Origin of the sequence: Lentzea miocenica, assembly GCF_033949945.1 — a bacterium.
Classification (GTDB): Bacteria; Actinomycetota; Actinomycetes; order Mycobacteriales; family Pseudonocardiaceae; genus Lentzea; species Lentzea miocenica.
On sequence record NZ_JAXAVW010000020.1, the window covers coordinates 112,993 to 132,461 of the forward strand.

The 19,469-nt window shown below is 69.7% G+C and carries 19 protein-coding genes; 11 read left to right on the forward strand and 8 right to left on the reverse strand.

Features of this window, described 5'->3' with window-relative positions:
* Positions 1-6: 6 nt before the first annotated feature.
* The 5 genes from SK803_RS24445 (at position 7) to SK803_RS24465 (ending at position 4,792) form a co-directional block, all read left to right on the forward strand.
* Positions 7-432 carry a MarR family winged helix-turn-helix transcriptional regulator gene (locus tag SK803_RS24445; RefSeq protein ID WP_319968410.1) on the forward strand — a complete coding sequence of 142 codons (426 nt, stop codon included), beginning with the start codon at positions 7-9 and terminating at the stop codon, positions 430-432.
* A gap of 41 nt (positions 433-473) precedes the next feature.
* The gene (locus tag SK803_RS24450) at positions 474-1,679 is read left to right on the forward strand and encodes an NAD(P)/FAD-dependent oxidoreductase (RefSeq protein WP_319968411.1); all 1,206 of its coding nucleotides are present in this window, start codon (positions 474-476) and stop codon (positions 1,677-1,679) included.
* A gap of 63 nt (positions 1,680-1,742) precedes the next feature.
* Positions 1,743-3,143: a fatty acid desaturase gene (locus SK803_RS24455; protein WP_319968412.1), complete on the forward strand. Its 1,401-nt coding sequence runs from the start codon at positions 1,743-1,745 to the stop codon at positions 3,141-3,143.
* 10 nt (positions 3,144-3,153) lie between these two features.
* The gene (locus SK803_RS24460; protein WP_406601571.1) at positions 3,154-3,765 is read left to right on the forward strand and encodes a TetR/AcrR family transcriptional regulator; all 612 of its coding nucleotides are present in this window, start codon (positions 3,154-3,156) and stop codon (positions 3,763-3,765) included.
* A gap of 79 nt (positions 3,766-3,844) precedes the next feature.
* A complete protein-coding gene (locus SK803_RS24465; RefSeq protein ID WP_319968481.1) occupies positions 3,845-4,792 on the forward strand; it encodes an SDR family NAD(P)-dependent oxidoreductase in 948 nt (315 codons plus the stop codon).
* Here the strand turns inward: SK803_RS24465 and SK803_RS24470 are convergent.
* Positions 4,789-5,403: a TetR/AcrR family transcriptional regulator gene (locus SK803_RS24470; protein WP_319968413.1), complete on the reverse strand. Its 615-nt coding sequence runs from the start codon at positions 5,401-5,403 to the stop codon at positions 4,789-4,791. The two genes, SK803_RS24465 and SK803_RS24470, sit on opposite strands and share 4 nt — an antisense overlap.
* Before the next feature lie 66 nt (positions 5,404-5,469).
* On the opposite strand from SK803_RS24470, the gene SK803_RS24475 reads away from it, so the two are divergent.
* The 3 genes from SK803_RS24475 (at position 5,470) to SK803_RS24485 (ending at position 10,893) form a co-directional block, all read left to right on the forward strand.
* Positions 5,470-7,545 carry a 2Fe-2S iron-sulfur cluster-binding protein gene (locus SK803_RS24475; RefSeq protein WP_319968414.1) on the forward strand — a complete coding sequence of 692 codons (2,076 nt, stop codon included), beginning with the start codon at positions 5,470-5,472 and terminating at the stop codon, positions 7,543-7,545.
* Between the two features lie 142 nt (positions 7,546-7,687).
* Positions 7,688-8,434 (forward strand): ABC transporter ATP-binding protein, encoded by a 747-nt coding sequence (locus SK803_RS24480; RefSeq protein WP_319968415.1) that lies wholly within the window; start codon positions 7,688-7,690, stop codon positions 8,432-8,434.
* Entirely contained in the window at positions 8,434-10,893 is a 2,460-nt protein-coding gene (locus SK803_RS24485) for an ABC transporter permease (protein WP_319968482.1), read from the forward strand. Before SK803_RS24480 ends, SK803_RS24485 begins: the two co-directional genes overlap by 1 nt.
* On the opposite strand, the gene SK803_RS24490 is transcribed toward SK803_RS24485, so the two are convergent.
* The gene (locus SK803_RS24490; protein WP_406601572.1) at positions 10,894-11,343 is read right to left on the reverse strand and encodes a MarR family winged helix-turn-helix transcriptional regulator; all 450 of its coding nucleotides are present in this window, start codon (positions 11,341-11,343) and stop codon (positions 10,894-10,896) included.
* A gap of 46 nt (positions 11,344-11,389) precedes the next feature.
* Here SK803_RS24490 and SK803_RS24495 point away from each other — a divergent pair, with 46 nt between their 5' ends.
* On the forward strand, positions 11,390-12,067 hold the full coding sequence (locus tag SK803_RS24495) for a TIGR03086 family metal-binding protein (protein WP_319968417.1): 678 nt from the start codon (positions 11,390-11,392) through the stop codon (positions 12,065-12,067).
* Here the strand turns inward: SK803_RS24495 and SK803_RS24500 are convergent.
* Positions 11,977-12,747 (reverse strand): SDR family NAD(P)-dependent oxidoreductase, encoded by a 771-nt coding sequence (locus tag SK803_RS24500; protein ID WP_319968418.1) that lies wholly within the window; start codon positions 12,745-12,747, stop codon positions 11,977-11,979. The genes SK803_RS24495 and SK803_RS24500 overlap by 91 nt on opposite strands.
* A gap of 97 nt (positions 12,748-12,844) precedes the next feature.
* On the opposite strand from SK803_RS24500, the gene SK803_RS24505 reads away from it, so the two are divergent.
* A complete protein-coding gene (locus SK803_RS24505) occupies positions 12,845-13,477 on the forward strand; it encodes a TetR/AcrR family transcriptional regulator (protein WP_319968419.1) in 633 nt (210 codons plus the stop codon).
* Here the strand turns inward: SK803_RS24505 and SK803_RS24510 are convergent.
* The 5 genes from SK803_RS24510 to SK803_RS24530 form a co-directional block, all read right to left on the reverse strand.
* Complete coding sequence (locus SK803_RS24510; RefSeq protein ID WP_319968420.1) at positions 13,446-14,882, reverse strand: acyl-CoA synthetase; 1,437 nt, start codon at positions 14,880-14,882, stop codon at positions 13,446-13,448. The two genes, SK803_RS24505 and SK803_RS24510, sit on opposite strands and share 32 nt — an antisense overlap.
* Positions 14,821-16,137, reverse strand: coding sequence for an MFS transporter (locus tag SK803_RS24515; RefSeq protein WP_319968421.1), 1,317 nt, complete (start codon positions 16,135-16,137; stop codon positions 14,821-14,823). Before SK803_RS24515 ends, SK803_RS24510 begins: the two co-directional genes overlap by 62 nt.
* Positions 16,138-16,146: 9 nt before the next feature.
* A complete protein-coding gene (locus SK803_RS24520) occupies positions 16,147-16,605 on the reverse strand; it encodes a MaoC family dehydratase (protein ID WP_319968422.1) in 459 nt (152 codons plus the stop codon).
* 137 nt (positions 16,606-16,742) lie between these two features.
* Positions 16,743-17,642: an amidohydrolase family protein gene (locus SK803_RS24525; protein WP_319968423.1), complete on the reverse strand. Its 900-nt coding sequence runs from the start codon at positions 17,640-17,642 to the stop codon at positions 16,743-16,745.
* An 11-nt stretch (positions 17,643-17,653) separates the two neighbouring features.
* The gene (locus SK803_RS24530; RefSeq protein ID WP_319968424.1) at positions 17,654-18,532 is read right to left on the reverse strand and encodes an SDR family oxidoreductase; all 879 of its coding nucleotides are present in this window, start codon (positions 18,530-18,532) and stop codon (positions 17,654-17,656) included.
* 92 nt (positions 18,533-18,624) lie between these two features.
* Here SK803_RS24530 and SK803_RS24535 point away from each other — a divergent pair, with 92 nt between their 5' ends.
* Positions 18,625-19,413, forward strand: coding sequence for a PaaX family transcriptional regulator (locus tag SK803_RS24535; RefSeq protein WP_319968425.1), 789 nt, complete (start codon positions 18,625-18,627; stop codon positions 19,411-19,413).
* Positions 19,414-19,469: the final 56 nt, after the last annotated feature.

A 19,469-nucleotide genomic window follows, 5' to 3' on the forward strand; every position in this document is an offset into this window, starting at 1 on the left:
CCGGTTGTGAAGCACCGTCCCGCTGACGTCGCGCTCGCTGTGAAGCGCCTGCAGCACCGCCACCACCGCGCACTGAGTCAGGCGTTGGCGCCGCTCGGACTCTCCCTCGTGCAGTGGGACACGTTGCGCCACCTGCACCGGCAGCCGGACGCCTCGCTGCACGACCTCGCGCTGCTGACCTTCCAGACCGACCAGTCGTTCGGCTCGCTCGCCGTGCGCATGGCCGAACGCGGGCTGATCGAGCGGGTTCCCGGGCCGGGGCGGGCCGTGCGTCACCGGCTCACCGACGAGGGCGCGCGGCTGCGGACCGAGGGGCAGGACGCGGTCGATCGCGTCGTCGAGTCCTCGTTCAGCGCGCTGTCCGCCGCGCAGCTCCAGCAACTGGGTGACCTCCTGGACACCGCGCTCGGTGGCGACCTGGCGGATCAGTAGTCCGTTGTGCGGACACGCCGTGCGGCCCATACCGTCGACTTGTGATCGTGGTGGTGGGAGCGGGTCTGGCTGGACTGAGTGCGGCGCTGGAGCTGACCGCGGCCGGCGCGGAGGTCACCGTGCTGGAGGCGGGTGATGACGTGGGCGGCCGCGTGCGGACCGACGTCGTCGACGGAGTGCGGTTCGACCGGGGCTTCCAGATCATGCTGCCCGCCTACCCCGAACTGGAGCGGCTGGACCTGGGGCCGTTTCCGTTGCGGCACTTACGCCCTGGCGTGTTCGTGCACGACAACGGCCGCCACGACCTGCTCGCCGACCCGCGCACCGGATCGGCCGCGTGGGACGGGATGCTTCGCCAGCACGTCCTGGGTGCTCGCGATCTGGCGGCGCTGGCCGGGTTCTCGGCGCGGGACGCGTTCGGGCCCGCGCGACCTCTGCTCCGCGCGCCCGACCGGCCCACGCACGACGAGCTGCGATCTCTTGGTGTCACCGATCGCGCGGTGGAGGCGGTGTTCCGGCCGTTTCTGTCGGGCGTGTTCCTGGAGCGGGAGCTGACGACGTCGTCGCGGTTCTTCCACCTGGTGTGGCGCAGCTTTGCCCGTGGTGGCGCCGCCGTTCCCGCGCTCGGCATGGGTGAACTGCCGAAGGCGCTGGCGGCGAAGTTGCCGGAGGGCACCGTTCAGCTGGAGACCGCCGTGCGTGCTGTGCAGGACCACGGGGTCGATCTTGAGGGCGGCGGCCACGTGGCCGCGGACGCTGTTGTGGTGGCGACGGACGGCACGACCGCGGCCAGGTTGCTGCCGGGACTGGCCGAACCCCGCTGGAACGGCGTGACCACCTGGTACTTCCGGCCGCCGCGATCCCCGCTGCGGGACGGTTGCCTGGTGGTCGACGCGAACGGCGGTCCGGTCGTGAACACGGCCGTGATGTCGGAGGTCTCGCGCCCGTACTCGCCGCATGCCCCGCTCGTGCAGGCCACTGTGTTGGGCGAGGCGTCCGAAAAGGACGTTCGTACCCACCTGGACCGCTTGTACGGCACGGACACCAGTCGCTGGGAGGTCCTGCGGAGGTACGAGATCGAGCGGGCGCTTCCGTCGATGGACGCGCCGCACCGGCTGCGGCAGTCCGTGCGCGCGGGCGGACGTCGTTATGTGTGCGGCGACCACCGTGACACCAGCTCGATCCAGGGCGCGCTGCACTCGGGCCGCAGGGCTGCGCGTGCAGTGCTGGCCGAGGTTTACAAATAGCCGCCTCTTGTCAAACCGGCTTTACACTCCCTATCGTTCTGTCAACCTCCCGAGGAGTGTGGCATGAGCGACAAGAAGGCAACGGTGCCCGTCGGCTCAACCGAGCAGTGGACGGACCGCAAGCGCTACCTGTGGTTGCTGGGACTGGTCGTGCCGTCCCTGGCGTTCCTGGCGATGGGGCTGCACGCTCTCACCGGCTGGGGCGTGTGGTTCTGGATCGGCCCGATCGTGATCCTGATCATCGTCCCGGCCATCGACCTCGTCGCCGGGCTCGACCGCGCCAACCCGCCCGACGACGTGCTCGAGCGGCTGGAGAACGACCGGTACTACCGCTGGATCACCTACCTGTTCCTGCCGATCCAGTACGTCGGGTTCGTGGTGGCGTTCTGGCTGATCGCGCGCGGTGATCTGTCCGTTGTGGACAAGATCGGCCTCGCCGTGTCGATCGGGTGCATCGGTGGCATCGGCATCAACACCGCGCACGAGCTCGGCCACAAGAAGGAGAGCCACGAGCGCTGGTTGTCCAAGATCGCGCTGGCGCAGAGCTTCTACGGGCACTTCTACATCGAGCACAACCGCGGCCACCACGTGCGCGTCGCCACCCCGGAGGACCCGGCGAGCAGCCGCGTGGGGGAGAGCTTCTACCGGTTCTGGCCGCGGACCGTCTTCGGGTCGCTGAAGTCGGCGTGGCGGCTCGAACGCAAGCGCTACGGGCGGCGCGACCGGCACCCGTTCCGGCTGGGCAACGACGTGCTGAACGCCTGGCTGATGTCGGCGGTGCTGTGGGCGGGCATGATCGCGTGGCTGGGCGTGGGCGTCCTGCCGTTCCTGGTGATCCAGGCGGTGATCGGGTTCTCGCTGCTCGAGGTCGTGAACTACATGGAGCACTACGGGATGCTGCGCCAGAAGGTGGGCGCGCCGGACCGCCGCCGGTACGAACGCGTGGATCCCAGCCACAGCTGGAACTCCAACAACATCGCCACCAACGTCCTGCTGTACCACCTGCAGCGGCACAGCGACCACCACGCCAACCCGACCCGGCGCTACCAGACGCTGCGGGACTACGCCGAGTCGCCGGTGCTGCCGACCGGGTACGCCGGGATGATCCTGCTGGCGCTCGTGCCGCCGTTGTGGCGCCGCGTGATGGACCCGCGGGTGCACGCCCACTTCGGTGGCGACATCGCGCTGGCCAACATCCAGCCTGCCAAGCGCGCGAAGGTGCTCGCGCGGTACGGCGGCGTCGGCATCCACGAGGAAGTCGTCGCCGACACTCGCGGCGATGCGACGGCGGGCGGGATGTGTCCTGGTTGCGGTTACGTCTACGACGAGACGACCGGCGATCCGCGGGAAGGCTTCCCCGCTGGTACGCCCTGGTCGGCGATCCCGGACTCCTGGTGCTGCCCGGACTGCGGAGTGCGGGAGAAGATCGACTTCGTGGAGCAGGGACGGGTGAGCACCGCCTAGGATCGTGGTCATGAGCGGGACATCTCCAGCCGCGGGCGGTCAGCGCCGCCAGCCGATCATCGAGGCGGCGATCGAGATGACCGCGCGAACGGGCTGGGCCGCGGTCACCATGACGCGGCTCGCCGAGCACGTCGGGGTGAGCCGCCAGACCGTCTACAACGAGATCGGCTCCAAGAACGCGCTCGCCGACGCCATGCTCGCCCACGAACTCGGCAGGTTCCTCACCGCCATCGGCGACGCGTTCGACCGGCACGCCGACAACCTCGTCGAAGCGATCTACGACGCCGTGCGCGACGTGCTCGAACTCGCCGGCGACAACCTGCTCGTCCGCGCCATCGCCTCGGCGACGCACGGCGCGGACACCGAACTGGTGCCGCTGCTGACCACCCACGCCGAAACCCTGCTCGCCGACGTCAAGGCGATGCTCGCCGAGCGGGTCGAGGCGTACCGGCCGGCGTTGACGAAGGACCAGATCGACGTCCTCATCGACATCGTCACCCGGACGGTGCTCAGCCACGTCGTCCAGCCGTCCGGAACCCCGGCCGGCACCGCCGACGGGCTTGCCTGGCTCGCCTCGCGGGTACTTGAGGAGCCCGCGAGGAAACCCCTCCGCTACGGCTGAAGCGAACCGGAGCGGGTGGCTCGGCCGAACCACCTCGTGGAAGAGCCACGACCAGCAGGGGAGAGATCCGGTGAGCGGAATGTCCCGCGTGCTCGACACCGTCACGGACCGGCTCGTGATCCCCGGCTATTCGAGGCTGGGGTACCAGCTCCGCAAACGAACCTGGCCCGCCGATGATCCACAGCCCGGAGTGCTGCGCGGCGGTCTCGCCGTCGTCACCGGCGCGGGTTCGGGACTGGGCAGGGCGACCGCGCTGGGCCTGGCCCGCCTCGGCGCCGCGGTGGTGCTGGTGGTGCGCGACGAGGCCAAGGGTGAGGCCGCACGCGCGGCGATCATCGCCGAGGTGCCCGCGGCCGTCGTCCTGATCCGGCGTTGCGACGTGTCGAGCCTGGACTCCGTGCGCCGCTTCGCCGGCGAGATGCTGCAGGAGTTCGAACGTGTCGACGTCCTGGTGCACAACGCGGGCATCATGCCGTCGGAGCGCACCACCACCGCGGACGGGCACGAGCTGACGTTCGCCACACATGTGCTCGGCCCGTTGCTGCTGACCGATCTGCTGAGTTCGTTGCTCGCTGCGTCACCGGATCCACGAGTCGTGTTCGTGTCGTCGGGCGGTATGTACACCCAACGTCTCCACGCCGACGACCCTGAATACCGCGATGGCGAGTACCGCGGCGCAACGGCGTACGCGCGCACGAAACGCATGCAGGTCACACTCGTGCCGTTGCTGGCCGAGCGATACGCGCCTGTAGGCGTGCACGGCATGCACCCAGGTTGGGCCGACACGCCCGGCGTCGCCGGCTCGCTGCCGGGATTTCACCGCCTGACCAAGGGATTCCTGCGCAACGCCGAGGAAGGCGCGGACACCGTCGTCTGGCTGGCCGCGACCAGTCCCGCACCTCGCAGCGGCCGCTTCTGGCACGACCGGCGCGAACGCCCCACTCACTACCTGCCCACCACGGGCGAGAAGCACCAGGACGTCAAGACGTTCTGGTCCTACTGCACGAACGCGACGGGGATCTCCTAGCCGCGCAGGTACCGCGTCACCATGTCCACGAGCTCGTTCTCGACCGTCTCGACCGCGACGGTCTGCGGAAAGGCCGCGAGCCGGTGCGTGTTCAGCTCCACCGTGAACACAATGAGGTCGACGGCGATGTCCAGGTTCCGCACGTTGACGTCAGGGTGCCGGGCGAACACGTCGCGAACCTGAGCGACGCGCTGTGCGCCGTGCCGCGTGATGGTGTCGCGCAGCTCCTGCGAGAACCGGCCCTCCTCGACCATGATCCGGAGCAGCTGGGGATCGTCGCGGTGGTTGTCGATCGCGTCGCGGACCAGCGCTCGCACCACCGATTCCAGCGTTCCCGGCGAGAGGTCGACCTCCTCTGCCTGCTTCCAGCTGCCGCGGTCGACGTGCCGCACCAGCAGCTCGGCGAGGATCGCGTCCTTGTTCGGGAAGTACTGGTACAGCGAGCCGATCGAGATGCGGGCGTGTTCGGCGATGCGGTTGGTGGTGCCCGCCGCGTACCCGTGCTCGCTGAAAACGTGAGCAGCCGCGGTCAGGATGCGGTCGCGGGTGAGCTCCGCCCGGACCTGCCGAGGCTTGCGACGTGGTTCTAGCTGACGGTCGGCCGACGGCACGGTGTCCTCCTCTGGGTCCTCGAAAAGCGAGTACCCAATACCTGAGCAAAAGCTCATAATAGTGTCATGAGCTGGGAAAACAAGGTTGCCGAGCCGAACGCTGCGTACCGGCTCCGCACGGCGGGCGAGATCGAGGCCGTCGTCGGGCGGCCGCCGTCGATGATCATGCTGAAGCAGGTCGGCGCGCTCGACGAGGGCTGCGTGTCGGTGCTCGCCCGCAGCCCGATCGCCGGCTTCGGTCACCGGGACGCCGCCGGCACCAGCAGGACGACCTTCGTCGGCGGCAAACCCGGTTTCGCGCGGGTGCTTTCGCCGACGCGGATCTCCTTCCCGCTGAACGAACCCGGCGCCCCTGACGGACCCGCGTCGCTGCTCTTCCTCCTGCCCGGCGTCGGGGAGACCTTGCGAGTCAACGGTTCTGCTTCTGGTGACGCCGAGGTGGTCTTCGACATCGAGGAGGTGTACGTGCACTGCGCCCAGGCCGTTCTGCGTTCCGGCCTGTGGCAACCACCTTCGCCGGCCGAACCCGCTGTGGCGGTCGACGGCGACGGACCGCTCGCTCTGCCCGGCGTCGCGGACTTCCTCGCCACCGCACCGTTCCTGGCGCTGTCCACATGGGACTCGTCGGGCGGCAGCGACACCAGCCCGCGCGGAGATCAGCAGGCGGTCGCGCGAATCATCGACGACCGCACCCTCGTGATCGCGGACCGGAAAGGCAACAAGCGCACGGACACGCTCCACAACCTGCTTGAGGACGACCGGCTCTCGCTCGCCGCACTCGTCCCAGGACGCACCGGCGTGCTGCACGTCCGAGGCAGGGGAACCATCACCGTCGACCCCGCCCTGCTGGAGCCGTTGTCGTTGCGCGGCATGCCACCGCACGCCGCGCTGCTCGTCGACGTCGAATCAGCCGAGCTGACCACGAACGACGCGATCACGCAGGCGCGGCTGTGGACCGCCCACGTCGACCCCGGCGAGGTGCCGGACCTGATGGCCCTGGCGGGCGAACACCTCGCCGCGAACTCCGGCAGCCGGCTGGCCGGGGTGGCGCGACTGGTGCCGGCCAGGTGGGTGCGGGCGCTGATGAACCTGGCCTACCGCTGGGGCCTGCGCAAGGAGGGATACGACGTAGCCGGCCTCCCGCCCCGCCCCACCGCTTCTGAGGACCCGTTGCGCGAGGTGCAGGTCGTCGAGGTGCGCCGGGAGACACCCAGCGTCGTCACGCTGGTGCTGGAGGACGGCAAGGCGTTCGACTTCCGGCCGGGCCAGTTCTTCACGCTGGTGACCGACATCGACGGCCGTCGGGTGCGCAGGCCCTACTCGGCGTCGTCGGTGCCGGGCGCACCCCGGTTGGAGATCACCGTCAAACGGGTCGAAGGCGGTCGATTTTCGGGCCACGTCCACCAGTTGGCGGTGGGGGACCGGCTGTTCGTGCGTGGTCCGTCAGGGGCCTTCCACGTGGATCAGCAGGCCGGTCACGACGTCGTGCTGATCGCGGCGGGTAGTGGTGTGACGCCGATGATGAGCATGATCCGCACCCTGCTCGCGTCGTCGACTGACCGCCGCATCGCCCTGCTCTACAGCAATCGGACTGTGGACGAGACCATCTTCGCCGCCGAGTTGGCTCGGCTGGCCGAGCATGACCGGCTCTCTGTGACGCACGTGGTGACGTCTCGCGATGGCAGGCTCGACGGTGCCGCCGTCCGCCGGTGGGCCGGTGGCCTCGCGCTGTCCGCTGACGCGCGGTACTACCTCTGTGGCCCGGAATCGCTCATGGACACCGTCAGGGAGGCGCTGGAGTCGTTGGGCGTGCAGGACGATCGCGTCCACGCCGAGCGGTACACCAGCGGACCGGTTGCCATGGCTGGATCTGCTTCGCCTCAGCGGATGCTTGTCGAGGGCAGCGGGTCGGCCGTCGTCGAGCCGGGTCAGACGTTGCTCGACGCCGGGCTCGCGGCCGGTTTGCCGATGCCTTACTCCTGCACGGTGGGCAGTTGTGGGGAGTGCGTGGTGAAGCTGCTGGCGGGCAAGGTGTCGCAGCAGGAGCCGAACTGCTTGACCACACAGCAGAAAGCCGCCGGTCAGATCCTCACCTGCACCAGTGTGCCGATGACCGACGTAACCCTGAGCGTCGACCTGTGAGACTCTTTTAGCTCTATAGTTTCAGTGTTGAGCGAAAGCAATCGTTCTGCTGTGGTGTGCGTCACAAAGCAGCTCTGAGAGAACCGGGCACCGCGCCGTCGCCGTCTGGCCGCTCGAATCCCGACGAGACGGAGCAGATGTGATGACAGTGTCCCAAGTAGAGGTTCGCGGGGCGGTCTCGTCCCGCGAACTGGTGAAGGTCTACGGCAGCGGGCCGACCGCCGTGCGGGCGCTCGACGGTGTGAGCGTCCAGTTCCGGGCGGGGGAGTTCACCGCGATCATGGGCCCGTCCGGGTCGGGGAAGTCCACGCTGCTGCACTGCCTGGCCGGGCTGGACCGGGCCGACTCCGGCACCGTCCACATCGGATCGGCCGAGCTGACGTCGTTGAACGACACCAGGCTGACCCGGTTGCGCAGGGACAAGATCGGGTTCGTGTTCCAGTCGTTCAACCTGCTGCCGACGCTTTCGGCGGAGGACAACATCCTCCTCGCGCTGCGGCTGGCCGGTCGTGAGGTGGACCGCGCGTGGTTCGCGACGATCGTCGACCTGCTCGGGCTGCGCGATCGGTTGCGGCACAAGCCGAGCGAGCTCTCCGGCGGCCAGCAGCAGCGTGTCGCGTGCGCACGGGCCCTGGTCGGACGGCCGGACGTGGTGTTCGCCGACGAACCGACCGGCAACCTCGACTCCCGCACCGGTGCCGGTGTCCTGGACTTCCTGCGCACCTCCGTCCGTGAGCTGGGGCAGACGGTGGTGATGGTGACGCACGACCCGATCGCCGCGTCCTACGCCGGCCGCGTGGTGCTGCTCGCCGATGGCCGGATGGTCGGCGAGATCTACGATCCGACGCCCGAGTCCGTGCTGAGCGTGCTCTCCAGGCTGGGGGCGTGATGCTGCGGACGACCCTGGCGGGGATCCGGGCGCGGTTCGCGCGCCTCGTGCTGTCGTCGATCGCGATCGCGATCGTGGTCGGCGTGGCGTTCGTGTCCGGCACGATGGTGCTGGCCGACGCGCTCCAGGCGACGATGCGCGACGAGTTCGCCCGGTCGGCGCGCGGAGTCGACGCCGTGGTGGAGTCGATGGTGTACGGGCCGCTGGACCTCGCCGCCGTCAGGGCGGTCGACGGGGTCGCGGTCGCGGAGTTGCGGCAGACCGTGCCGGTGCCGGTCATCGGTGCGCAGGGACGCGCGGACGAGGCCGATCTGGTCGGACTCGCGGCCGATCCGGTGTTGCGCCCGCAGGAGATCACGCAGGGGACGGTGCCCTCCGCCGGGCAGATCGCCGTCAGCGAGCAGACCGCACGCGACCGGGGCATCGCGGTGGGGTCGGAACTAGTGCTGCTCGGCCGCGACTCGGTGCCGGTGCGGTTCGCCGTGAGCGGCATCTACGACAGCGGCACGATGGAACGTCCTGGCAGCGCACAGGTTCTGCTGCCCGACATCACGCCGTTCCTCGACCCGGCGACACCGGCCTACGACGCCCAGATCGTCGTGCGCTCGTCCGGCGTGGACCAGGCGACGCTCGCCGAACGGCTGCGTGCCGCGCTGGGCGACAACATCCACGTCTCCGGCGGCGCCGCGTACACCGACGAACTGCTCGCGCGCCACGGCGGCACCGACGACATCGCGCTGGCCATGACCCTCTTCGCGGTGGTCGCGCTGATCGTGGCGGCGATGGTCGTGATGAACACCTTCACGATCCTCATCGCCCAGCGCACCCGCGAACTCGGCCTGCTGCGCAGCATCGGCGCGGAGCGCAAACAGATCTTCCGGTCCGTCCTGCTCGAATCGGCCGTGGTCGGCGTGTTCGCGTCGGTGCTCGGCCTCGCCGCCGGAATCGGCCTGGCCGCGGCACTCCAGTCCGTGCTTGCCTCATCGCCGGTCCGGCTGCCGGTCGGCATGCCGGTGGTGGCGGCCGCGTTCGCCGTCGGTCTGGGCGTGACGCTGGTGGCCGCGCTGGTCCCTGCCCGCCGGGCGACGCGGGTGTCCCCGATGGAGGTGTTGCGCACGCAGGTCGACAGCCGCGAGGAGGTCGCGCGCACCGGCCGGGCGCGGGCGGTGGTCGCGATCGTGCTGGCCTCGATCGCCGCGCTGCTGGCCGTGGTGGCGCTCACTCAGTCCTCGGGGCCGAAGTTCGCCATGACGCTGGCGATCGGCACGGGCCTGGTCCTGCTCGCCGCCGTGGTGACGGCAGGGCCGCTGCTGGTCGGCCCGGTGATCCGGGCGCTGGGCCGGCCCTTCTCCGGCATGCCGGCGGCACTGGCGGTCGGCAACGCCACCCGCAACCCGCGCCGCACCGCCGCCACGATGGCGGCGCTGCTGGTGGGCGTCTCGGTCGTGACCATGCTGACGGTCATCGCGACCAGCGTGAAGGAGACCAGGGACAGCGAGCTGGAGAACCAGTTCCCGGCCGACTACGAGGTGCGCAGCGCGGTCAGCGACCGTCAGCTGCCCACGTCGCTGCTCTACCAGATCGCCACCACCCCCGGCGTCGAGGTGGCTGGAGGGGAAACCCGGCTGCCGCTGCAGGTGGGCGAGGGCGGTGAAAGCCGCCGGCTCGACATGGCCGCCGTGACGCCCGGCTCGCTCGGCACCCTGATCCGCCCCGAGGTGGTCCGCGGCTCGTTGGATTCTCTGGGGAACAACGGAATCGTGCTGACCGAGGACGCGACGCGCTGGTTGCACGCGGACGTCGGCAGCGAGCTGACCGCGTCCGTCGACAAGGTCTCCATGACCCTGCGGGTGATCGCCGTGATCAAACCGGCCGGTGGCGCGGACTCCTTCACCGACCGCGCGCTGTGGCCCGGTGACGGCGTCGACACGATCGCCGTCAAGACCGCCGCCGGTGCCGACGGCCGGGCCTTGCTGGGCGCCGCGACGCAGAACGTGCCGACGGCGAAGGTCGTGAGCTTCGCCGACGTCCGGGCCGAGTTCACCGCTCAGGTCGACCAGTTGCTCGCGTTCGTCTGGGCGATGATCGGGCTGGCGGTGCTCACCGCCCTGTTCGGCATCGCGAACACGATGACGTTGTCCGTGATCGAACGGACCTGGGAGTCGGCCCTGTTGCGCGCCTTGGGTTTCACTCGCGCTCAGTTGAGGCGCGTGCTCGTGGTCGAGTCCAGCCTGATCGCGTTGACCGGTGCGGTGCTGGGGACGGTGGTCGGGGGAGCGGCGGCAGTGCTGCTCGTCCTCGCCGTGTCGCAGGACGACGACCTGCGCATGGTGGTGTCCGTCCCGTTCGGACAGTTGGCGGCGTTGTTCGTCGCCGTCGGGATCGCCGGTGTGCTCGCTGCCGTGCTACCGGCGCGCCGGGCGGCCCGCGCGTCGATCGTCGCGGGCATGTCCGAGTAGTCAGTCGCCGAGGATCTCGCTGGCCGGCAGTGCGGAGAGCGCGGCCAGCGAGCGCAGGAACGCCGCCCGGTCAGCGGGAGGCAGCCGGGCGAGCACGCGCTCCTCGTTGCGCTGGATGTCGGCCTGGACCGCGTCGTGCCTGCGGCGACCCTCGTCGGTGATGGCGACGAACCGGGCGCGCCGGTCCGCGGGGTCGCGGGTGCGCTCCAGCAGGTTGTCGTTCTCCAGCTCGTCCAGCACGGCGATGATGCGGCTCTTGTCGGCGCCGATGAACTCGGCGAGCGCGGCCTGGGTGCGCACCGGTTCGCCGTCCAGGGCGTCGAGCACCACGTAGCCCCACATGCTCAGGCCGTGCGCGCGCAACACCGGCTGCTCGGCGGCGACCAGCGCTCGTTGCAGCGGCGCGATCATCGCCGCGAGGTCTCGTCGCCGGCCGTTCACGATCACCATGATAGCGGCCTTGCGCTTACGATATGCGTGTGCATATCGTAAGCGCATGCCTATTAATGACCTGCTGGCCCACCACCGTGCGGCAGTGCTGGCCAGCGTCGCCGTCGTGGCCCAGGTCCAGGCCGCTGATCTTGGCCGGCCCACGCCCTGTGCCGAGTGGACGCTCGCTGACCTGCTCGCCCACATGACCGCCCAGCACCACGGCTTCGCCGCCGCGGCGCGGGGCCGGGGAGGAGAACACGCGGCTTGGGAGGTCCGTCCTGCCACGGTGGCCGGCTACACCGCCGCCGCCGAGGACGTCCTTGCCGCTTTCGCCGAACCCGAAGTGCCGCAACGGGAGTTCGAACTGCCCGAGTTCCGTCCGGTGTCGCGTTTCCCCGCGGCCCAGGCGATCAGTTTCCACCTGATCGACTACGTGGTGCACGGCTGGGACGTGGCCCGCTCGCTCGGGCTCGACCACCACCTGGCCCCGGACCTGGCCGGACCGGCGCTGCGGATCGCGCTCGCGGTGCCGGACGGCGACAACCGGCTGGAACCGGGCGCGGCGTTCGGGCCCGCGCTGGCCGTGGACGACGACGCGGATCCGCTGCATCGGATCCTCGCGCTCCTGGGGCGTTCGCCCGAGTGGACGGGCTACGCGGCCAGTGCCGGTCCGAGCAGCAATCCGCCGTCGAGCACGAACTCCGACCCGGTCGCGAACGCGGCGTCGTCCGAGGCCAGGTAGAGCACGAGCGCGGTGACCTCGGCCGGGTCGCCGAGCCTGGGCACGGCGAACGGCGCGGGGGAGTAGAGGTCGCCGATCGCGGGCTGCCCCGCGGTAACCGGTTCGGTGATCAGCGGCGTGGACACCACGCCGGGGTGGATCGAGTTCACCCGGATCCGGTTCCTGCCGAGCTCGAGCGCGGCGGTCCTGGTCAGTCCGCGCAACGCCCACTTGCTGGCGACGTACGGCGCGTAGTACGCCTGGCCCACGTTGCCCATGGTCGAGGCGATGTTCGTGATCGACCCGCCGCCGGCGCGCGTGATCGAAGACGCGACGTGCTTGATCCCGAGGAACTGTCCGGTCAGGTTCACTGCCAGCGCGCCGTCCCAGACCTCGCGCGAGGTCTGTTCGATCAGCGCTGCCCGATGCTGCGCACCCGCGTTGTTGACCAGCGCCGACAGCGGCCCGAACCGTTCCTCGGCCGCCGCTGTCGCGGTGATCCACTCGGCCTCGTCCGTCACGTCGAGCCGCACGGCGAACGCCCGCTCGCCCAGCTCTTCGGCGAACCGCGCGCCTGCTTGCTCGTCCCGTGCCGCGATCACGACCTGCGCGCCCTCCGCGTGGAAGCCGCGCACGTGGCTCGCGCCCATTCCGCTCGTCGCGCCGGTGACGAACACCGTGCGGCCGTCGAAGCGTCCCATCGTTTCTCTCCAGTGGTGAGTTGAGTGACTCGCCTCGGGACGATAGGCGGATCGGTGATGGTGAGTCAAGTGACTCACCTCATGGCATACTGGGAGGGTGTCGACCTACCACCAGCGCCTGGCGGAGCAGAAGCGGACGGCGATCGTCGACGCCGCGACCGCGTTGTTCCTGGAGTCCGGCTACGACAAGACCTCGCTGGCGCGCATCGCCGACGCCGCCGGGGTGTCGAAGGCGACGCTGTTCAAGCAGTTCCCGACGAAGGCCGAGCTGTTCGACGCGATCGTCACGGACTACTGGCGGACCGAGGACGGCGCGCTCACCCCACCGGCCGGTGACCCCGGCAACGGCCTGACGATCCTCGGCAACCGGTACGTCGCGCTGCTGACGCGCCCCGGCATGGTCGCGTTGTTCCGCATCGTCATCGCGGAGGCGCCGCGGTTCCCCGAGCTCGGCCAGACCCAGTTCAAACTGGGCAAACAGCCGTTCTTCGACGCTGTCCGCGACTACCTCGCCGCGGAGTCCGAGGCGGGCACGCTGCGCGTCGACGACCCGATCCTCGCCGCGACCCAGTTCCTCGGCATGATCTCGAACTTCGCGTTCTGGCCCCGCATGCTGCTGATGAACTGGGCGCCCACCGAGAAGGCCATGGCCCACTCGGTGGACGAGGCGGTCCAGACGATCCTGGCCCGCCACGCGGTCACAGCGGCAACCGGCGCAGCGCGGGCTTGAGGACCTTCCCGGAACCCGTGCGCGGCAGCTCGGCCACCACCTCGACGTGCACCGGGATCTTGTACTTCGCCAGGCGCGGCAACAGGAACTCCCGCAGTCCGGCCGCGTTGACGTCGGCGCCGGCGCGGGGTCGCACGAACGCGCGCCCGACCTCGCCCCACCGTGCGTCGGGCACTCCTACGACCGCGACCTCGGCGACGTCCGGGTGGTCGGTGATCGCGTTCTCGACCTCGGCCGGGTACACGTTCTCACCGCCGGAGATGAACATGTCCTTGAGCCGGTCGACGACGTACAGATGGCCGTCGTCGAGCCGCCCGATGTCGCCGGTGCGGAACCAGCCGTCCTCGGTGAACGCGGCCGCGGTGGCGACCGGGTCGTTCCAGTAGCCAGGGGTGACGTTGGGGCCCTGCACCTCGATCTCGCCGGTGTCGGCCAGCCGCAGGTCGCCGAAGAACACCGGGGTGCCCGCCGAACCCGCCTTGCGCACGCTGTCGGCCGCCTCCAGGAACGACGCGCCGGGCGAGGTCTCGGTGAGGCCGTAGCCCTGGCAGAACACCAGTCCGCGGTCCTGGTAGGTGCGGATGACCGCGTCCGGCACCGCCGCCCCGCCGCACAACAGCACCCGCAACGACGACAGGTCGGTGGCGGGCCAGCGCGATGACGCGGCTAGATCGGCGTACATCGTGGACACGCCGAACATCCAGGTGACGCGGTGTTTCTCGATCAGGTCGGCGCACTCGTCGACGTCCCAGCGCGGGGTGATCACGCTGTGCCCGCCCTTGATGAAGGTGGGCAGCAGCGTCTGGGTGAGCGCGGCGACGTGGAAGAGCGGGGCGGCGACCAGCGCGACGTCGTCTGAGGCGACGTCGACGCCGATCATCAGGTTGAACGTGTTCCACAGCAGGTTGGCGTGGCTGAGCATCGCGCCCTTGGGCCTGCCCGTGGTGCCGGAGGTGTAGAGGATCAGGGCGGGCTCGTCGATGCCGACCGGCACGTCGAGCGGTTCCTCCGAGCCGTCCGCGAGCCAGTCCTCGTACGAGTCGAGCGAGATGGCGCGCGGGTGCTCGGTGTGGTGCGACGGCGCGTGGATCAGCACGCGCGCGCCGCTGTCACCGAGCTGGTAGTTGATCTCCGCGGGGGTGAGGCGGAAGTTCAGCGGGACGAAGATCGCGCCCAGCTGGTGCGCCGCGAACATCGTCTCGGCGAACGAAGGGTGGTTGGGGCCGAGGTACGCGACGCGATCACCGTGGCGGACACCGAGTTCTTCGAGCCGTCGCGCGACTTTCGTCGTGCGTGCCGCTACTTCCTCGTAGGTCGTGGAGATTCCGTTGTAGGTGAACGCCTCACGCTTCGGCGCCATGCGCGCGCGGCGGTGTGGCCAGCTGCCCAGTCCCGCGTTCCGCATCCCTGTCTCCTGTCAGGCTGGTGTTGCTGGTCTCGCGCAGTGCGACCGTGCAGACGACGGTGAGCACGCAGAACGCCGCGAGGATGAACGGGATCGCGCCGGTGCCGGCCACGCTCTGCACCTGCGCGAACAGCAACGGGGCGAGACCCGCGCCCAGGCCCGCGAGCTGGTAGCCGAGCGAGGCGCCGGTGTAGCGGCTGCCCGTGCTGAACAGCTCGCTGTAGAGCGCGGCGAGCGGTCCGTACATCATCGGATGGATCACGGCCTGGCCGAGGATGAGCGCGATGACGATGAAACCGTTGTCCACCAACGGGAACAGTGCGAACCCGAAGGCAGCCATCAGCACCGCGCCCGCGAGCACGATCGGCCTGCGACCGAACCTGTCCGATGCCGCCGACCAGCCGATGATGCCGATCACCGCGAGCGCGGACGACAGCGTCAGGGCGTTCAGGATCGCCTGTCTGCTGTTGCCCGCCTGGACGCCGTACGCGAGCACGAACGTCGTGAGCGTGGACTGCGCGACGAACGCCGCGAGGCCGACCCCGATGCCGAGCAACAGCGTGCGGGGGTGGTTGCGCAGCACGTCGACGAGCGGAGCCGAGGTGCGCTTGCGCTGGGCCTGGAACACCGGCGTCTCTTCGACCTTCATGCGCACGAACAGGCCGATGCCGAGCAGCACCAGGCTCAGCAGGAACGGCACCCGCCAGCCCCACTCGAGGAACGCCTGCTCGCCGACCAACGCGGCGGTGCCGGTCAGCGCGACGGTCGACAACACCATGCCGCACGGCGCGCCCGCGTTGGTGAAGCTCGCCCACAGCCCGCGCCTGCTGGTCGCGTGCTCGGCGGACATGAGGACCGCGCCACCCCATTCGCCGCCGACGGAGATGCCCTGCACGACCCGCAGCAGGATCAGTCCCGCCGGGGCGAGCCAGCCGACCTGGGCGTAGGTGGGCAGCAGGCCGATCAGGAAGCTCGCCACACCCATCAGGCTCATCGTCAGCACGAGCATCTTCTTGCGGCCCAGCAGATCGCCGTAGTGTCCGAAGAGGACACCGCCGAGCGGGCGGGCGAGGTAGCCGGTGGCGAACGTGCCGAAGCTCGCGATCGTGCCGACCAGCGGGTCCAGCGAGGAGAAGAAGACCTTGTTGAACACGACCGCGGAAGCCGTGGCGTAGAGCAGGAAGTCGTAGTACTCGATCACGCTGCCGAGGAAGCTCGACGCGACCGCACGGCGTAACTGCGTTGTTGTCGCCATGACTTCACCTCATGCGTAGTGGCGGTAGACGCCGCGTGCGACGCACGCGGGCTTGTCGGAACCCTCGATCTCGACCGCGAAGTCGATGGTCAGCTGCACCCCGTCGCCCTTGACCTCTTCGACGCCGGCGACCTGGCCTTTCAGCCGGATCTTGGCGCCGACCGGCACGGGAGCGGGAAAGCGCACCTTGTCCAGGCCGTAGTTGAGGCTCATCCGCACGCCCGACACGTCGAGCAGCTCGGTCATGAGCGGGATGAGCAGCGCCAGCGTCAGGTAGCCGTGCGCGATCGTGCCGCCGAACGGTCCGGTGGCGGCGCGTTCGGGGTCGGTGTGGATCCACTGGTGGTCGTCGGTCGCGTCGGCGAAGGTGTCGACGCGGCCCTGGTCGATCTGCAGCCAGTCGGTGTAGCCGAGGTCTTTCCCTGCCAGGGCTTTGAGCTCTTCGAGCCCGTGCACGGTGGTGGTCATGCGTCCTCCTTGTAGGGCCTGCTTCAGGGGTCTCGTTCGATGAGAGGCGCGCCTGAGGTGGTTCCTGGCGGTGCGGGCGGACGAGCCGCATGCCGGTGTTGCATGTGGCTCGTCCGCCCGTGCCCCCAGGGGCCGCCTCAGGCCCGCCTATCGCGGACATGGGCCCCTGAAGCAGGCCCTAGTCCTAGCAGGCGGGCGGCGTTGTGTTTGAGGATCTTGGGGCGGACTTCTTCCTTGATTTCCAGCTTCGCGAAGTCGGCGAGCCAGCGGTCCGGGGTGATCACGGGGTGGTCCGAGCCGAACAGGACCTTGTCCTGCAGCACGGTGTTGGCGTAGCGGACGAGCTGCGGCGGGAAGTACTTCGGCGACCAGCCGGACAGGTCGATGTACACGAACGGCTTGTGCGTGGCGACGGCGAGCGCCTCGTCCTGCCACGGGAACGACGGGTGCGCGAGCACGATCCTGAGGTGCGGGAAGTCGACCGCGACGTCGTCCACGAGCATGGGGTTGGAGTGCTTGAGCCTGATCCCGCCGCCACCCGGCACGCCGGCGCCGATCCCGGTCTGTCCACTGTGGAACAGCGCTGGGACGCCGAGTTCCTCGATCACCTCGTAGAGCGGGTAGGCCATCCGGTCGTCCGGCGAGAAGTCCTGCAGGCTGGGGTGGAACTTGAAGCCGCGCACGCCGTGTTCCTCGACGAGCCTGCGCGCTTCTCTTACTGCCGTGCGGCCCTTCCACGGGTCGACGCTCGCGAACGGGATCAGCACGTCGGAGTGTTCGGCGCAGGACGCGGCGATCTCCTCGTTGGCGATGCGCGGATGGCCGGTGGCGTGCTCGGCGTCGACCGTGAAGATCACCGCGGCCATGTTGCGCTCGCGGTAGATCTGCGCGGTCTCGGCGATCGTCGGCTGGCGGTGGGCCGCCTTGAAGTACTTCGCGGACGCCTCGATCAGCGCGGGGCTGAGCGAACTGTGGCCGTCGCCCGAGATCTCGGCGTGCGTGTGGACGTCGATCGCGACCAGGTCGTCCACGTTCATCCTGGGACTGTTCACGGCGCCACCGGGGCCGGGATGCCGTAGGTCTCGGCGTCGAACTCGTGCCAGCGCTCGGCGATCGCCCCTGCCCGCCAGCCACCGTCCGCGAACTGGACCTGTTTCTCGGCGGGGTGCGCCCACAGCGCGAGCCGGTCGCCACCGACGCCGATCGCTTGTCCCGTAACACCTTTCGCCGCGTCCGAGGCGAGGAAGACGATCAGCTCCGCGACGTCCTCCACCGTGCCGAGCCCCTCGTCCCTGCGCACCCAGGCTGGCAGCGGCACCCCGGTCCGTTCGGACTCCTCGATCAACGGCGCGAACGCCGGAATCGTCCTGGTCATCTCGGTGGCGGCGACCGGTACGACGGCGTTGACCGCGATGTCCGACCGCCCGAGCTCCAACGCCCAGGTCCGCGCCATCGCGGTGATCCCCGCCTTCGCCGCGGCGTAGTTGGTCTGCCCGAAGTTGCCGCGCTGCCCGGCAGGCGACGAGATCAGCACGATCCGGCCGCCGTCGCCCTGCTCCCGCATCCGCACCGCCGCGGCCCGCGCGCAGGTGAACGTGCCGCGCAGGTGCACGTTGATCACGGCGTCGAAGTCGTCGTCGCTCATCTTCCAGAGCACCCGATCGCGCAGGATGCCCGCGTTCGTGACCATCACGTCGAGCCGTCCGAACTCCTCGACGGCGGCGGCGACCAGCCGTTCCGCGGTCTTGGTGGACCCGACCGGCGCGACCACGGCCAAGCCTGCGATGCTCGCCGCGACCTCCTCGGCACTCTCGTCCACGTCGTTGACCACGACGTGAGCCCCGTGGCGCGCCAAGGCTTCGGCGTACGCCCGCCCCAGCCCGCGTCCGGCGCCGGTCACGACCGCGACCTTTCCCGACAGATCCATCCGACGAGTCCTCTCCGTTGGGCGACTCGATCCAACGTACGGCAAATCTGTGACGCTCGTCTAGATGGTGCCCAACATGTATCGTGACAGGCGTGACGCCGCAGTCGTTGATGCTGAACTTTTTGGGTCTGTACGTGCTGGGCCGCGACATCGCGGTCTACTCGGGCAGCGTGATCGACGTCTTCGGCCGGGTGGACGTCTCGGAGGAGGCCGTTCGCTCCACGCTGTCCCGCATGACCTCCCGGGGCCTGCTGGAGAAGCACCGCAACGGCCGCAAGGTCTACTTCGGACTGACGCCCCGGGCGAAGGACGTCCTCCAGGACGGCGAACGCCGCATCTGGCAACGCGGCGCCGTGAACAGGGACTGGGACGGCACCTGGACCCTGGTGGGCTTCTCCCTGCCGGAAGGCCGCCGGGGCGAGCGCCACGACCTGCGCTCGCAACTGGAATGGGCCGGCTTCGGCCCCGTGCAGAACGGTCTGTGGATCGCGCCCGGCGCCCGCGACGTGGCCGAGATGGTCGCCGACCTGGGCCTGACCGAGAACGTCACGGTCTTCACCGCTCAGCACGCCAAACCCACCGAGGCCGCTGACCTGGCCACGCGCGCCTTCGACACGGGTGCGATCGCTGCTCGCTACCAGGACTTTCTGGCGCGGTGGCGCGACCCGTCGGACTCGTTGCCGGACGACTTGGCGCGGCAGTTGTTGTTGCACGCGGACTGGCTCGATCTGGTGCGGCAGGATCCGCACCTGCCGGCCGAGTTGCTGGCTGACGACTGGCCGGCGATCGAGGCGGAGCAGTTGTTCCAGGGGCTGGCGACTCGGTACGCGGAGACGGCGGCGCCGCTGGCCGCGGCGGCCATCGAGGCGATCGAGGTCTGACCAGTCACCCGCGCTCGGCGGGTGATCGGAGACCGGTCAGGAATCGAGAAGCACCG